At 50.2% G+C, this 14,554-nt stretch carries 14 protein-coding genes; 1 reads left to right on the top strand and 13 read right to left on the bottom strand.

Going from position 1 to position 14,554, the window contains the following annotated elements; genetic code table 11:
• Positions 1–10 precede the first annotated feature (10 nt).
• Positions 11–877, bottom strand: a complete 867-nt coding sequence (gene rsgA, locus H4O27_RS11515; RefSeq protein WP_165007083.1) for a ribosome small subunit-dependent GTPase A — start codon at positions 875–877, stop codon at positions 11–13.
• A gap of 446 nt (positions 878–1,323) precedes the next feature.
• Between rsgA and H4O27_RS11510 the strand changes: the two genes are divergently transcribed.
• Entirely contained in the window at positions 1,324–2,409 is a 1,086-nt protein-coding gene (locus H4O27_RS11510) for an AOC03_06830 family ribosome hibernation factor (protein ID WP_165007086.1), read from the top strand.
• Positions 2,410–2,477: 68 nt separating this feature from the next.
• Here H4O27_RS11510 and purB read toward each other — a convergent pair whose 3' ends face one another.
• The 12 genes from purB to ruvA form a co-directional block, all read right to left on the bottom strand.
• The gene (purB, locus tag H4O27_RS11505) at positions 2,478–3,857 is read right to left on the bottom strand and encodes an adenylosuccinate lyase (protein ID WP_165007089.1); all 1,380 of its coding nucleotides are present in this window, start codon (positions 3,855–3,857) and stop codon (positions 2,478–2,480) included.
• Between the two features lie 227 nt (positions 3,858–4,084).
• Positions 4,085–4,672: a YdcF family protein gene (locus H4O27_RS11500; protein WP_165007092.1), complete on the bottom strand. Its 588-nt coding sequence runs from the start codon at positions 4,670–4,672 to the stop codon at positions 4,085–4,087.
• 409 nt (positions 4,673–5,081) lie between these two features.
• Positions 5,082–5,672 (bottom strand): YdcF family protein, encoded by a 591-nt coding sequence (locus tag H4O27_RS11495; protein WP_165007095.1) that lies wholly within the window; start codon positions 5,670–5,672, stop codon positions 5,082–5,084.
• A gap of 108 nt (positions 5,673–5,780) precedes the next feature.
• Positions 5,781–6,884, bottom strand: a complete 1,104-nt coding sequence (gene prfB, locus H4O27_RS11490; RefSeq protein ID WP_165007098.1) for a peptide chain release factor 2 — start codon at positions 6,882–6,884, stop codon at positions 5,781–5,783.
• A 120-nt stretch (positions 6,885–7,004) separates the two neighbouring features.
• Positions 7,005–7,913 carry a patatin-like phospholipase family protein gene (locus H4O27_RS11485; RefSeq protein WP_165007269.1) on the bottom strand — a complete coding sequence of 303 codons (909 nt, stop codon included), beginning with the start codon at positions 7,911–7,913 and terminating at the stop codon, positions 7,005–7,007.
• A gap of 160 nt (positions 7,914–8,073) precedes the next feature.
• A complete protein-coding gene (locus H4O27_RS11480; protein WP_165007101.1) occupies positions 8,074–9,930 on the bottom strand; it encodes an ABC transporter ATP-binding protein in 1,857 nt (618 codons plus the stop codon).
• 174 nt (positions 9,931–10,104) lie between these two features.
• A complete protein-coding gene (locus H4O27_RS11475) occupies positions 10,105–10,338 on the bottom strand; it encodes a methionine-binding protein (RefSeq protein WP_165007271.1) in 234 nt (77 codons plus the stop codon).
• A 652-nt stretch (positions 10,339–10,990) separates the two neighbouring features.
• Positions 10,991–11,506: a hypothetical protein gene (locus H4O27_RS11470; protein WP_165007104.1), complete on the bottom strand. Its 516-nt coding sequence runs from the start codon at positions 11,504–11,506 to the stop codon at positions 10,991–10,993.
• Between the two features lie 90 nt (positions 11,507–11,596).
• Entirely contained in the window at positions 11,597–12,142 is a 546-nt protein-coding gene (locus H4O27_RS11465) for a hypothetical protein (protein WP_165007109.1), read from the bottom strand.
• 49 nt (positions 12,143–12,191) lie between these two features.
• Positions 12,192–13,634: a hypothetical protein gene (locus tag H4O27_RS11460; protein ID WP_165007112.1), complete on the bottom strand. Its 1,443-nt coding sequence runs from the start codon at positions 13,632–13,634 to the stop codon at positions 12,192–12,194.
• Positions 13,613–13,762: a hypothetical protein gene (locus H4O27_RS11455; RefSeq protein ID WP_165007115.1), complete on the bottom strand. Its 150-nt coding sequence runs from the start codon at positions 13,760–13,762 to the stop codon at positions 13,613–13,615. Before H4O27_RS11455 ends, H4O27_RS11460 begins: the two co-directional genes overlap by 22 nt.
• Positions 13,763–13,894: 132 nt before the next feature.
• Complete coding sequence (gene ruvA, locus H4O27_RS11450) at positions 13,895–14,479, bottom strand: Holliday junction branch migration protein RuvA (RefSeq protein ID WP_165007118.1); 585 nt, start codon at positions 14,477–14,479, stop codon at positions 13,895–13,897.
• Positions 14,480–14,554 lie beyond the last annotated feature (75 nt).

Genomic DNA, 14,554 nt, shown 5'->3' with positions numbered 1-14,554 from the left:
TATAGAATCCTTAACGCAGCAATTCATCCGTCACACGCCGCAAAAATTCCACGCGTTCGGTTTTCACTTCGCCGGCTTCGGCGGCGGCTTTCACGGCACAGTTGGGTTCGGCGCGGTGGGTGCAGTTGTGGAAGCGGCATTGGCCTGCCAAGTGGCGCAAGTCGGGGAAATAGTGCAGCAAATCAGCGGCTTCTAAATGGTGCAAACCGAATTCCTGCAAGCCCGGCGAATCGATGAGCCGGGTTTCGTCATTTAAATCATACAATTGCGCATGAGTGGTGGTGTGTTTGCCGGAATCGAGCGCGGTGGAAATGTCGCCGGTACGCGCGGCTTGGTTACCCAACAGCGCATTGGTGAGCGTGGATTTGCCCATGCCGCTTTGCCCCAAAAAGATATTGGTGTGGCCTTGCAGAATCGGCTTTAAGGTTTCCGCCCCTTCCGGTGCACACGTTTCCAGCACGCGGTAGCCCAAGGTTCCGTAAAAAGCGAGTTTTTCGCGCCATGCGGCGGTTTCGGGCAAATCGGCCTTGTTCAACACGATCACCGCTTCAATGTCAGCCGCTTCCGCCGCCAATAAGGCGCGTTGCAGCAGGGCTTCGCTCGGGCCTGGAACAGCAGCGGTCACAATCAGCAATTGGCTGACATTGGCCGCAATCAGCTTGGTTTTCCAAGCGTCTTGGCGGTAAAGCAGGCTTTGGCGCGGCAGAAAATCTTCAATCACCGCCTGCTCGGCATTAATCGGGCTGATTTCGACTTGGTCGCCACAAGCAAAATCAACGCGTTTTTTGCGTGTGGTGGCATCATAAGTTTTGCCGTCTTGAGTGCGGACGATATAGCGGCGGCCGTAGCTGGTGATGATTTGGGCGGTGTGGCTCATATCTGGCTTGGGTTTGGAAAAAGCTTATTTTACAGGAATATGCAGCAGGCCGTCTGAAAACTTGGCTTTCAGACGGCCTGCTGATTTGATGTGATTTAGGGTTTAACGTTTTAAGTTCCGTAAATAAAAGTAATCAAACAAATTTTGTCAGCATTGTGCAAAGAAATGTATTTATCTTTTATTTTCAATTTATTAAAACCAAAAATAATTATTCTGAAGCAAACGGCAGTGCCAAGTGTTTGTTAATGTAATTGTGCGTAATTGCGGCTTGCGGTGTCGAATGTTAACTTAAAGCCATCCGGCCGATACCGACACACTGCTTTTCAACTTCGGCCTAATTCCTTGATGCCGAATCAATTTTTTAATATTCACATCAGCCTTACGCAGTTTGCCGGACACTTTGCCGGAAACGTCTCCCATCCCCATCAGACCGAAAGGATCATGTGATGAATCTGAATACCATTAAAACCATCCAATCCAAGCAATCTTACCCGAGCGTGACCATTACGCTGCCGACTTACCGCACCTCGCCCGACAATGAAAAAGACATTATCCGTTTGAAAAATCTGGTATCGGAAGCCGTAACGCGTCTGCAAGAAGAATTCGGCAAACGTGAAACCGCGCACATCGTCGATGAAATCAACCGCTTGGCCGAATCGGTGGATAACCAATACAACCTCGACGGCTTGGTGATTTTCGCCAGCGCGGAATATGCCGAATTATTCCGGCTGCCCTTCCGTGTTCCGGAGCGCGTGACCATCGCCGACAACTTCCTGACCCGCGATTTGGTGTTTGCAATGAACCGCAGCCCGCTGTATTTGCTGACTGTTTTGAGCGAACACGGCACTCGATTGTTTGTCGGCCGCCGAGAATATTTGGACGAAGTGCATAATTTCGGTTTCCCGTTCAGCGTGGAAAACGAAGTCGCCGAAGCCAACCCGGGCCAAGACATCAGCCATGTGCGCGACCAAATCGTCACCGATAAAATGCGCGAAGTCGGCCAAGCCTTGTTGGAGGCCAAAAAACAATTGTCCGCCCCGATTGTGGTGGTGGGCGTGGACCGCAACATCGGCCACTTCAACAATGGCGCAGGCATCGGCGAGCAAGTGATGCTGTCTATCCACAGCGGCCGCAACAGCGACAACCCCTATGAATTGGGCAAAACCGTTTGGCCGGAAATCAAAGAAGCGCTGTCTGCCGAACGCGCCAAAGTGTTCGACGAATTAAACAATGCCAAAGGCAACAAACTGTTTGTCGGCGGCCTGAACGAAGTATGGCAAGCTGTTTCAGACGGCCGCGCTGAATTGCTGGCGGTGGAAGAGGATTTGCACATTCCGGCCAAGGTAAGCGAAGATGGCCGCAAGCTTACCGAAATCAACATCGAAGATGCCAAAGGCGAACACGCTTATGAAGACATCGTCGACGAAATGATTGAAAAAGTATTGGCAGCCGGCGGCCGTGTACGTTTTGTCGACAGCGAAGCCTTGGGCGAATATACCGACCGCGGCTTGGCAGTAGTCACTCGTTATTGATTTGAATCATGCGATTAAATAAAAAGGCCGTCTGAAAACTTAGTTTTCAGACGGCCTTTGATGTTGCTTCAACAAGCTTGAATGCGGTTTGCCAATTCTTCTGCTTTACCCACATACAAAGCCGGGGTCAATGCCAACAATTGCGCTTTGGCATCGTCAGGAATCTCCAGCGACTCGACAAACATTTTCAACACTTCCGGCGTGATGCCGTCTTTGCCGCGGGTGAGGTCTTTCAGTTTTTCATACGGATTGGCGACACCGTAGCGGCGCATGACGGTTTGAATCGGCTCGGCCAAGAGTTCCCAAGTGGCATCCAAATCGGCGGCCAAGGCAATCGGGTTTACTTCGAGTTTGTTCAGGCCGCGCAGATGGGCAACCAAACCCAATACGGTATAGCCTACGCCTACGCCCATATTGCGCAACACGGTGCTGTCGGTCAGGTCGCGCTGCCAGCGGGAAACCGGCAGTTTTTCCGACAAAAAACCCAACACGGCGTTGGCCATGCCGAGGTTGCCTTCGGAATTTTCAAAGTCAATCGGGTTGACTTTGTGCGGCATGGTCGAGCTGCCCACTTCGCCGGCTTTGACTTTTTGCTTGAAGTAGCCCAGTGAAATATAGCCCCATACGTCGCGGTTGAAATCGATCAAAATGGTGTTCACGCGGCTGACGGCTTGGAAAAACTCAGCCATGTAGTCGTGCGGTTCGATTTGGATGGTGTACGGATTGAAGGTCAGGCCGAGGCTGATTTCCACGAAATTGCGACAATGGTTTTCCCAATCGACATCGGGATAAGCAACCATGTGCGCGTTGTAGTTGCCGACTGCACCGTTGATTTTGCCCAAAAATTCCTGTGCCTGCAGATGCTTGGCTTGGCGTTGCAGACGGTACACCACATTGGCGATTTCTTTGCCGACGGTGGTCGGGGTGGCCGGTTGGCCGTGGGTGCGGCTCATCATCGGCACGGCTGCCAATTCGTGCGCCATTTCGGTGAGCTTGGCGATGATTTCGTCCAATTCCGGCAGCAACACAGCTTCGCGCGCTTCTTGCAGCATCAGGGCGTGTGACAGGTTGTTGATGTCTTCACTGGTGCAGGCAAAGTGGATAAACTCGCTCGCCGCCGCCACTTCCGGCACACCGGAAAAACGCTCTTTCAGCCAGTATTCGATGGCTTTCACGTCATGGTTGGTGGTGGCTTCGATGGCTTTGACCGCCGCCGCATCCTCAAGCGAGAAACCGGCAATCACTTTGTCGATTTCGGCAATGGTAAAGTCACTGAACGCAGCCACTTCGCTGATTTTCGGTTCGGCAGCCAAAGCTTTGAGCCATTCCAGCTCGACTTTGACACGGGCTTTCATCAGGCCGTATTCGGAAAAAATCGGGCGCAGGTCTTCAGCGGATTTGGCGTAGCGGCCGTCTAACGGGGAAAGGGCGGCAATGGGGTTAATCATGATGGTTTCCTATGGGAACATGTGGATTTCGGAGCAGGAAAAGCGGCAGCTTCCAACGTGATGTGTCGGGTTCGGCCGGCCGCCGACGAAATTGGTGGGAATTATACGCGAATTTTGCGTAAAAATCCTGATGACAGACCAACTTAATGTGTCCGGCTTGGCTGATTTGACAATAGTTTTTAGGTAAGCAAAGGCCGTCTGAACATTCGGACGGCCTAACGATTAGATTAATCATGATCCAGCACCAGCGCCTTCACCCACGCCGATACTTCGCGAACGCGTTTGCGCCACATCACTGCCGCCGAATCGCCACAATTACGCCCGGCAAAGGTTTGCAGGTTTTTTTCCGGCCATTGATGCCGTGCCAGCCACAAGCCGCGCGGTAAATGAAAACCGTCGCTGACGATGATAATGTCGTGATGATCTTTTAGAAGCAGGGTGCTGAATTTGATGTTTTGATAGGTGGTTTCAGATTGGTTTTCCAGCCACACGTTTTCAGACGGCACGCCCAGTTTCACCGCCATATCACGCATGACTTCCGCTTGATTGCTGCCATCGGCATCCGTGCCGCCGCTCATCAACAGATAATCCGCTTTGCCCGCCCGATAAAGCCACACGCCGGCTTCCACGCGGCTGCGCAAACACGGATTGGGCTTGCCGCGACGGTTGACAATATTGCCCAACACCATCGCCACATCGGCTTTGTGAGGCGGATGATGCTCGGATTGGCGCACGGCATTTTGTTCGCCGCGGTATACGGCGTAGAGCGCAGCAGTAAAAGCCAGCAGCGCCATCACGATAAGATAAAGCAACATTTTGTGTATTTTCATAAAAAGGAAAAGGAGAGGCCTTTGGAAACCCTGGATTTAAGTGCAGTTCGAAACGAGGGCAGCGCAGAAAGCGCAGACGTATCATCCAGACAGACAAGCTTTTGGGCGGCACATAGCGAAGAAATGTGCCACAGACGGGGAGTGTTTGCACAAGTCTCAGGTGTAGAAAATCCCGGCGTTGTTTACACTTTTCCTTTTTTGTCTGAAGACCGGTTTCGGGATTTTCGGGTGTTGCCAAGAATGCCGAAAGGCACGGCAAAGCCGCATGGTTCTTGATAACGTCCGAAAACCCTAAAACAATCGTTCAGGCAAAAACAAAAGCCGTTATGCATAAAAAAATGTAAACAACCCGGCGATTTCCTACAGCTCAGGCCGTCTGAAACCGACCGAGAGGTTAATAATGCCCTTTTAAGCCGTTTTTAACAATAGCGGCAATTTCCCGGGTCAGAGAATAGGCATAACCGCCATGAGGCTCGGTGCAATGCGGTGCGGCATAAAGCTGGATGTTCTGCGACCATTGTTTTTCCGCCATCCAACGCGCGCGCGGCAGATGAAAACCGGCGCTGACAATCACCACATTTCGGCTGTCTTCAATTTTCGAGCGGCTGAAAATGATGTTTTCAAAAGTATTGGCAGACTGATCTTCCTGTAAGATGGCATAAGACGGCACACCCATTTTCTCGGCAATAGCCTGCATATTGCGCGAACCGTATTGATGATCACGGTTAATTCCGCCGCTCATCACCAGTGCCTTCACTTTTCCAGCTTGATACAATTCGGCACCGGCCTGCACCCGCGCCACCAAACAAGGATTCAGACGGCCGTTTTCATACGCCTTGGTCGACAGAATCACCGCCTTATCCGCAGGGCGGATTGAATCAACGGTTTGGCGGGTATAACTGTAATCTTGCCAGAGCAGCCATACAAACACCAACAAAACCGACCACACGGCCAGCCCTAAACATACGGCAATTTTTTTCAGCATAATTTCATTAAAAACGGAATAACTTTGTTTGGAACATAATTCACAGATTGAGTTCAATCCAAAAAGGCCGTCTGAAACGTTTCAGACGGCCTCTATATCATTGAGCCTTTACACACCCTGTTTCAAACCGGCTTCGATAAAGCCGTCCAAATCACCGTCCAACACGGCTTTGGTGTTGCCGACTTCATAGCCGGTGCGCAAATCTTTAATGCGCGACGAATCCAACACATACGAACGGATTTGGCTGCCCCAACCCACATCGGATTTGCCTTCTTCCAAGGCTTGTTTTTCTTCGTTGCGTTTGCGCATTTCCAAGTCATACAGCTTGGCTTTCAGCATGTCCATCGCCGCCGCTTTGTTGGCGTGTTGCGAACGGTCGTTTTGGCACTGCACCACGATACCGGTCGGTTCGTGGGTGATGCGCACGGCAGAGTCGGTTTTGTTGATGTGCTGACCGCCGGCGCCGGATGCTCGGTAGGTGTCGATGCGCAAATCGGCGGGATTGATTTCCACTTCGATACTGTCGTCGATTTCGGGGTAGACAAACACCGATGAAAACGATGTGTGGCGTTTGTTGTTCGAGTCAAACGGCGAGTAGCGTACCAAGCGGTGCACGCCGGTTTCGGTGCGCAACAGGCCGTAGGCGTATTCGCCTTCCAAGCGGATGGTCGCGCGGTTGATGCCGGCGATTTCGCCTTCGTCTTCTTCCAAAATTTCCACTTTGAAACCGCGGCGTTCGGCAAAACGCGAATACATGCGCAGCAACATGCCCGCCCAGTCTTCCGCTTCCGTGCCGCCCGCACCGGCGGTAATGTCGATGAAGCAGTTGTTCGGGTCGGCCGGCTGGTTAAACATCCGTTTGAATTCGAGGTCGGCCATTTGTTTTTCCAAACCGGCCACGTCTTTCTGCACGGCGGAGAAACCTTCTTCGTCGTTTTCTTCGACCGTCATTTCAATCAACATGCGGTTGTCGTCGATACCGGTGGCGATGGTGTCGAGCGTCAGCACGATGCCTTCGAGGATTTTGCGTTCTTTGCCGATTTCTTGGGCTTTTTTCGGATCGTTCCACAATTCGGGATCTTCCGACAGGCCGATGACTTCTTCCAAACGGTCTTTCTTGCCTTGGTAATCCATGTACACGCGGATGTCGGCGCTGCGCCGTTCCAAATCGTCTAAGGTGTTGTTCAACTGATTAATAACTTCAGCTTCCATGATTTTCTTGTGCTTTCAAAATTTTAGGGGCGTATTGTACTGGATTTGCGTGTTTTTTTCTATATGGCGAAGCCAAGTAACAGACCGTCTGAAACATGGCTTTTCAGACGGCCTCAAACCTCAATACCGATACGCCGACAATTTGCGTTTGATTTCCGGCAAAGCGGCACGGGCGGCTTGTTCGCCCAATTGAATGGCGCGTTTTTTCCGGTCGAAACCGCCGATAGAGCCCAATTCCAATACCTGCGGCTTGATGACTACGCTGGCCTTACCCAATTCGTTCTGCAGCGAGGTGGTGCTCATGATGTTGAGCGTTTGGTCGAGATACGAGAAAAAATCGCGGCTGACGTTTTTCACCGGTTTGGCGGAAATATCCACCGCAATCACGAAATTGGCGCCGAGGTTTTTAGCGGCAGTCACCGGCACGGGCTGCGACAAACCGCCGTCAACATAGCGGCGGCCATTGATGACCGCAGGCTGGAATACGTTCGGAATCGAAGCCGATGCGCGCACGGCTTGGCCGGCATTGCCGCGGCTGAATTCCACCGCTTTACCGCTTTCAAAATCGGTGGCCACGGCGGCAAATTTACGCGGAAAACGTTCCATCGGTTTGCTGCCCACTTTTTGATTGATGTAGGTTTGCAGTTTTTCGCCTTTGATGAAGCCGCTGGTCGACAGTGTTAAATCCACCAAATCGGTTTTGCCCAAGATTTCGGCTTCCAATTCCAAACGGTCGGGCGACATACCCGAAGCGTACAGGCTGCCGACAATCGAACCTGCCGATGTGCCGCTCACGACATGCACGGGTATGCCGTTTTCCTGCAAAACTTTGATGATGCCGATGTGGGCAAAGCCTTTCGATGCACCGCCGCCGAGCGCAAGGCCGATGACGGCTTTGGGTTTGGCTTTGACAACAGGTTTTTGCACGGTCACCGGTTGGTTTTGCGGCGAATCGACGGTGCAGGCGGCTAAAGCCAACACGCCGGCAGACATCAACACATAACGGAATGCGGTAGAGAACAGGTTCATGATTTCAGACGGCATTTTATGAATAATCCAGTCGTAAAGGAAAATGAAATTATGGCACAAAACGAAAATGCCGTCTGAAAATTAATCTGAATTTTCAGACGGCATTTTATGTGTTATCGCAAGCCTTTAGCCGTAGGAAACCGCCGGGATTTCCTACACTTTAGCTTTGATGCCATTCCACGTTTTCACTCAGGAAACCGCCGCTTTGGTGCAACCACAATTTGGCATACAGACCATTTTTGGCCAACAATTCGGCATGTGAGCCTTCTTCGATGATGCGGCCTTTGTCCAGCACAATCAGGCGGTCCATCGCAGCGATGGTGGATAAGCGGTGGGCGATGGCAATGACGGTTTTGTTTTCCATCATTTTGTCGAGGCTTTCCTGAATCGCCACTTCCACTTCCGAATCCAACGCGCTGGTGGCTTCGTCGAGCAACAGAATCGGCGCATCTTTCAGCATCACGCGGGCGATGGCGATGCGTTGGCGTTGGCCGCCGGAAAGTTTGACACCGCGCTCGCCAACATGGGCATCGTAGCCGCGGCGGCCTTTGGAATCGGAAAGATTAGGAATGAAATCGGCAGCTTCGGCGCGCTCGGCAGCTTGACGCATTTCTTCATCGGTGGCTTCAGGACGGCCGTAGATGATGTTGTCGCGCACGGAACGGTGCAGCAGCGACGTGTCTTGCGTCACCAAGCCGATTTGCGCGCGCAGGCTCTCTTGAGTCACATCATTCACATTCTGGCCGTCAATCGAAATGCGGCCGCTTTGCGGTTCGTAAAAGCGCAACAGCAGATTGACGATGGTCGATTTGCCCGCGCCGCTGCGGCCGATTAAGCCGACTTTTTCACCCGGTTTGATGGTGAGGTTGAAACCGTTCAACAGCGGCTTGCCGGTTTCGTAAGAGAAATCGACATGCTCGAATTTAATCTGGCCATGATCCACTTTAAGCGGCAGCGCTTTAGGTTTGTCGAGAATGGTGTGCGGCTTGGTCAGGGTAGACATACCGTCGTTGACGGTACCGATGTTTTCAAACAGACGTGCCGATTCCCACATGATGTATTGCGACAAACCGTTCACGCGCAAGGCCATGGCGGTCGCAGTCGCTACAGCACCCACGCCGACCGAACCTTGCTGCCATAACCAAATGCCCAAAGCGGCGGTGGAAAGGGTCAGCGCGGTGTTCACGAAGAAGCTGCAGGTGTGCAGCAGTGTCGCCAAACGCATTTGCGCGTGTACCGTTACCATAAATTCCTGCATCGACTGCTTGGCATACGCTGCTTCACGTGCGCCGTGGGAGAAGAGTTTGACAGTGGTGATGTTGGAATAGGCATCGGTGATGCGGCCGGTCATCAGGCTGCGGGCATCGGCTTGCGCGGCGGCGGTTTTGCCCAGCTTCGGAATTAAAAAGCGCATCACCAGCGAGAAGCCGATAATCCAGCCGATAAACGGCAGCAGCAGCCATGAATCAAGCGCCACCAAAATTACGCCGGAAGTGATGAAATATACCAGCACATACACCACCATATCGGCAATGGTCATCACCGCATCGCGCAGGGCCAGCGCGGTTTGCATCACCTTGGCCGACACGCGTCCGGCAAATTCGTCTTGATAAAAGCCCAAGCTTTGATTGAGCATCAGGCGGTGGAAATTCCAACGCAAGCGCATCGGGAACACGCCTTGCAGCGTTTGCAGGCGCAGGTTGGACGCGAAAAACGTCCACACCATCGAAAACAGCATCATCGCCACCATGCCCGCCAGTGCCAGGCCTTTTTCGGCAAACAGCGTTTCGGGCGTGTATTGGCCGAGCCAATCGACGACTTTACCCATGAATTGGAACAGCAAGGCTTCCATCACGCCGATCACTGCCGTCGCCAACGCCAGCACGACAATCCATTTGCGCACGCCGTCGATGCTGCTCCAAATGAAACGCCATAAGCCTTTTTCCGGCGTAGCGGGTGCAGCGGCCGGATAGGGATCGATACGCGACTCAAACCATGAAAATATTTTATTAATCATATTGTTATGTGTTTTTAAAATCAAATGTTCCAGACGGCCTTTTACAATAGGGCAGGCCGTCTGAAACATTTTGAGAAAAAGTTTTAGAAAATATTTGTGAAAACGATATGGGTAATTTTACTGGAAAAACAGGGGCAAGGCGAATGCTAAACCGGCAAACCACCCCGCGGCGCATCAATCATAACGCCCATACCGGCGCGGATACGCGGGATAGCCTGCCGGATAGCCCGCCGGCGTGCTGTCTTGATAAATAACGGTCGTGCCCGGCGGCGCGTTGACATTGACGGTTTTGCGAATCACCGTTTCCGAGCGCGTCGGCAAATCAATCACGGCGGTACGGCCGTAGGGCGTTTCGTGGTATACGCAGCCACCGAGTAAAATCAGTGCGGTGAACAAAAGCAGTTTCATGGTTTGACCTGATGGGAAATAAAAAGGTTGGGCGGTAGGTTGGGTCAAGACCCAACCTACCGAACTACAGGCCGTCTGAAACTTTCAGACGGCCTGTTTCATTCAGGTTTCCGGCCTATTTTCAATGTATATAGGACAAGGGGAACCGGCATTCTGAATGCACAGTAGATACAGACTGTCTTGCAAAGCATAACAAAAAGAAAGAAAAAAGACGTATTGTAAAAATTTTTATTGGTCAAACGGCCTGATCCATATTCTTGCGGATAAATGCTGATCTCTGTCTGATGATAACCCAATACAATGATAATTAGACAGCTTAGCCAGATTATTTTCGGCAATTGGGCAACAGTAACCCCGTTTCTGCGCCAAGCACCCATAAAAATACCGCCCACCGTAGCCAAAACTGCGGAAAAGGCATTGGTTACTTTGGCGGCAAACGGATAATTGGATGGCCGGTAATAACCGTCGGCAAACACGGAATCGTCAACCAAACGGTTTAAATAGAAATCCAACCCGCCGGCAAGGTGCGCCGGAAGCAGGATAAACAGGAGGGCGGTTAAAATTAAAATACCGTAAATATAGATATGATTCGATTTGTTTTCTATTCATGAAAAGTTCCTAAAGGCCGTCTGAAAATTTCAGACGGCTTTTTTTAAGCCGGTTTTTCATATAAACCGTTTATTGTGTTCTCTTCCCGGTATTCTTTCCACTCAAGCAAAAAAGTTGAACTAAATGCCAAAATAAATCTGATACCAAGGTATATCGTTGTATTTTTACAGACCATAGCGAACAAATATAAAAAAACAGTATTGTGGAAAGATTCGCTTGTCCCCCAGCTTCTGCTTGTTGATTTTGAAAATTCCATAGGTTCTACAGTTAACCAGATACTGAAAATAGTCAGCGGCAGCATAACTAATACCAACAGCAACGGATCGGTTTGAGAAAAATCATATTTTTTCCAACCTTGTGAAAATGCTGCTATAAACGCTGCAGCAGCTGCAAAGACAAAAGAAAAACTGTTGGTCAGTTTCGCCGCAAACGGATAGGCTTCGGGTTTGTAATACCCTTGGCCGAACAAATATTCGTCCACGAAAACAGCCACCTGATTTTCGACAGGGCTTACTGCATGTGAAGGTGTCAATAAAAATACCACAATCGGAAAAAACAATACTGTCCAAAAGAACCATTCTTCAATTTTTTCTCAGGCATAAAACTCACTCCTATAGGCCGCCTGAAGGTTTCAGACGGCCTTACCAAACTATTTCTTCTTTGCACGGTACTCTTGCCACTCAATAAGAAAAGTAACCAGAAATGCTAAAATAAATCTAATTGCAAAATAAATAACTACCGTTTTTGACAGCATGGCAGTCATATAAAAAAAATAATTATTGTAAAAAGAAGCTTTAGTTCCAAAACTTCTGCCTTGAGATGTTGAAAATTCCATATGCACAACACTTGTCCAAATAAAAAATATCAACAATACGACAAGAATAAATCCTGCAAATATGGTATTTTTTTCCGGAAAATCATATTTTTTCCAACCTTGAATTACCGCAGCAATAAAAGCAGCGAAAATTGCAAAAATTAAAGAAAAACTATTGGTTATCTTAGAGGCAAACGGATAAGCATCAGGCTTGTAATAACCATGCCCGAATAAATAATTATCCAAAAATTCTGCGAATTCCTTTTGTCCTGCAGTCTCGGCATAAACAGGGCTAAATATAAAAACCGCGATTGGAAACAATAGGACTACCCAAATCATAAAGGCATCAAATTTTTTATTAGGTCTATTGATATTTGACATATTTTTATCCCATATCAGGCCGTCTGAAAATTTCAGACGGCCTTTTCATTTAATACATAATGTAATCATCGTAAATATCAGGCATACCGATATCGGGCGTTACCATATCGGGATAGACAACGGTCTCGTCGGCAGGGATAGGATTTTCCGTTACGGGCTGGGACAACAAACTTTCTTGATTTTCGTAATACAGGAACATCTCGTCGTCTATCCGCGAACCATCGGGCAAGATATTTTCGGGGCTGTCGTATCCGATTACCGTTTTATTTTCGGCAATCGGCAGTTCAGCCAAAGTCGCTTCGGTGGCTTCAGCAGGTACGTCTTCAACCTGTTCGGTTTGTACGGTGGAATCCGTACCGTTTTGCGCTGCCGCTACGGCTTCGGCTTGTGCTTTTTCTAAAAACGTTTGTGCGACGTTTTCAGACGGCGTAACCGATGTTTCTTTGGCCTGTACAATAAAATTTCCCTCGCTGGAAATACCGCCGACGATTTCCACTTTATCGGCCTCTATCTCGATATTGTCAAACCGCTGATTACCGAAAATAGTCACATTGTCAGCACGGAGGCGCGCATCGATAGGCAGGTGCATATCACCGACCAGTACCAAATCCGTCACATCATCTACCGGGGCAGACAGTATGGAATTACCTTTGGATATTTCGGATTCGATAAAATCCGCTACATTACTAATGGCTATTGTTAAGCCAATACCAACACCCAAAGCTACAAGACCTCCAGCTAATGGAGTTCCTGCTAAAGTTAGCATAACTCCTAATGCTCTTGCCGTTCCCAACGCAGCCGCTCCACCTGCCGCGCCAACCATGATTTTCGCAAACTGCCCGTATACGCTGTCCCAGTTGGACTGGGTATCTTCATGGTAAGCCTTGTTCAGACGGCCGCCGAGTTCCAAGATATCCAATCCGTTGCTCGCGCCGCCGGCCAATTTGCCCGCCACGCCCATAAGATAGGCTTTGCCGGCGTTTTCTCCGCCGATTTTGTGTATTTCTTTTGCTTCTTGGCGCATGGCTTCGACGGTTTCGGCCAAAGCGCCGGGATTGCGGGCGTAAAAATCGGCGGCATCGGCGGGCATTTGGCCGTTTTGGAACGTAATCATCCCGTTGGCGTAGGTGGCGGCCAATTCGCTTTTGAGTTCGGCGGTTCTCTGCAGGATTTGCGCCCGCTCTTCCAAAGGTTTGGCCAAAAGGTCGGTGGCGGTATTGATTTGGGAAGCAATATCCCCGGCCAGAGATTTGGCGGTTTCTTCGGGGTGCGGTTGGGGCACGTTTTCAGTTGGTGGTGTACTACCGGCATTTTGTGAAAAGTCGGCATTTCCGCTTGCGGCGGGGTCGAAATAGGCGGATCCGCCCATGTCCGTATAGGGGGCATTATCGATAACAATGGGCAGGCTATCGTCGGCAAGGGCATGGTTTACGCCGCCTGACGGCCTTGATCCTGTAACGACAATGGGACTTAATTCAACATTTTGCCCCATTCCGCCGCCGGAATCAAAGCCGGTTCACTGGAAATAACTTCATATCCGACACCGTTTATAGCGGCTGCGGCTTTATGGGTTTCATCGTCGCATACGTAATCGCAATACGGGCAGCAGGTTTCACTCATTATCCATTACTTCCTTGTTAATATTAATAATTCTTATTTACAAAACATGAAGGCAACAGGCCGTCCGAAAAGTTTCAGACGGCCTGTTGTTTAAATATATTTATTTGATTTTATTCAGTTTTTATTTTTGGTTTACTTCAGTAAATTCTTCAAAGCCAAGCGCACGCCTTCACCGACGTCGGTGCCTTTCGGAATGCCTTTCACCGCCGCTTTGGCTTCGCGCTCGTTGTAGCCCAAGGCCAGCAAAGTGCTGACAATGTCGTCGGTTTCGTCTGCGCTCTGGGTTGGGGCAAACAGGCCGTCTGAAATATTTTCCGACACCAGCTTGCCGCGCAATTCCAGCACCATGCGCTCAGCGGTTTTCTTGCCGATGCCAGGCGCGGAAGACAGACGCTTCACGTCTTCTTCAGCCACCGCCTGTGCCAGTTCGTCGGCGTTCATGGCCGATAAAATGCCTAAGGCGGTTTTGGCACCGATGCCGCTCACCTTTACCAATTGGCGGAAAGTCGCCCGCTCTGCCGCCGTGGCAAAGCCAAACAGCAAATGCGCATCTTCGCGCACCGCCAATTGGGTATAAAGCTGCACGGTTTCATTCAATGCAGGCAGGTTGTAAAAGGTTTGCATCGATACATCGACTTCATAGCCGACGCCGTTGACATCAATGACGATTTGCGGCGGCTGTTTGTCGATGAGTTTGCCGGTGAGTCTGCTGATCATAAAAAGCTCTGGGTTAAGTGGAAAAGGCCGTCTGAAAACATAATGTTTCAGACGGCCTCATTATACCAAGTTTAG

Source organism: Neisseria yangbaofengii (assembly GCF_014898075.1).
GTDB classification, from domain to species: Bacteria; Pseudomonadota; Gammaproteobacteria; order Burkholderiales; family Neisseriaceae; genus Neisseria; species Neisseria yangbaofengii.
This window is presented reverse-complemented; position numbering and strand designations above follow the sequence as displayed.

Excerpts from the sequence above, each read along its gene's own strand:
- rsgA (WP_165007083.1), bottom strand. The coding sequence starts at position 877 with ATGAGCCACACCGCCCAAATCATCACCAGCTACGGCCGCCGCTATATC.
- H4O27_RS11510 (WP_165007086.1), top strand. The coding sequence starts at position 1,324 with ATGAATCTGAATACCATTAAAACCATCCAATCCAAGCAATCTTACCCG.
- purB (WP_165007089.1), bottom strand. The coding sequence starts at position 3,857 with ATGATTAACCCCATTGCCGCCCTTTCCCCGTTAGACGGCCGCTACGCC.
- H4O27_RS11500 (WP_165007092.1), bottom strand. The coding sequence starts at position 4,672 with ATGTTGCTTTATCTTATCGTGATGGCGCTGCTGGCTTTTACTGCTGCG.
- H4O27_RS11495 (WP_165007095.1), bottom strand. The coding sequence starts at position 5,672 with ATGCTGAAAAAAATTGCCGTATGTTTAGGGCTGGCCGTGTGGTCGGTT.
- prfB (WP_165007098.1), bottom strand. The coding sequence starts at position 6,884 with ATGGAAGCTGAAGTTATTAATCAGTTGAACAACACCTTAGACGATTTG.
- H4O27_RS11485 (WP_165007269.1), bottom strand. The coding sequence starts at position 7,913 with ATGAACCTGTTCTCTACCGCATTCCGTTATGTGTTGATGTCTGCCGGC.
- H4O27_RS11480 (WP_165007101.1), bottom strand. The coding sequence starts at position 9,930 with ATGATTAATAAAATATTTTCATGGTTTGAGTCGCGTATCGATCCCTAT.
- H4O27_RS11475 (WP_165007271.1), bottom strand. The coding sequence starts at position 10,338 with ATGAAACTGCTTTTGTTCACCGCACTGATTTTACTCGGTGGCTGCGTA.
- H4O27_RS11465 (WP_165007109.1), bottom strand. The coding sequence starts at position 12,142 with ATGTCAAATATCAATAGACCTAATAAAAAATTTGATGCCTTTATGATT.
- H4O27_RS11460 (WP_165007112.1), bottom strand. The coding sequence starts at position 13,634 with ATGGGGCAAAATGTTGAATTAAGTCCCATTGTCGTTACAGGATCAAGG.
- H4O27_RS11455 (WP_165007115.1), bottom strand. The coding sequence starts at position 13,762 with ATGAGTGAAACCTGCTGCCCGTATTGCGATTACGTATGCGACGATGAA.
- ruvA (WP_165007118.1), bottom strand. The coding sequence starts at position 14,479 with ATGATCAGCAGACTCACCGGCAAACTCATCGACAAACAGCCGCCGCAA.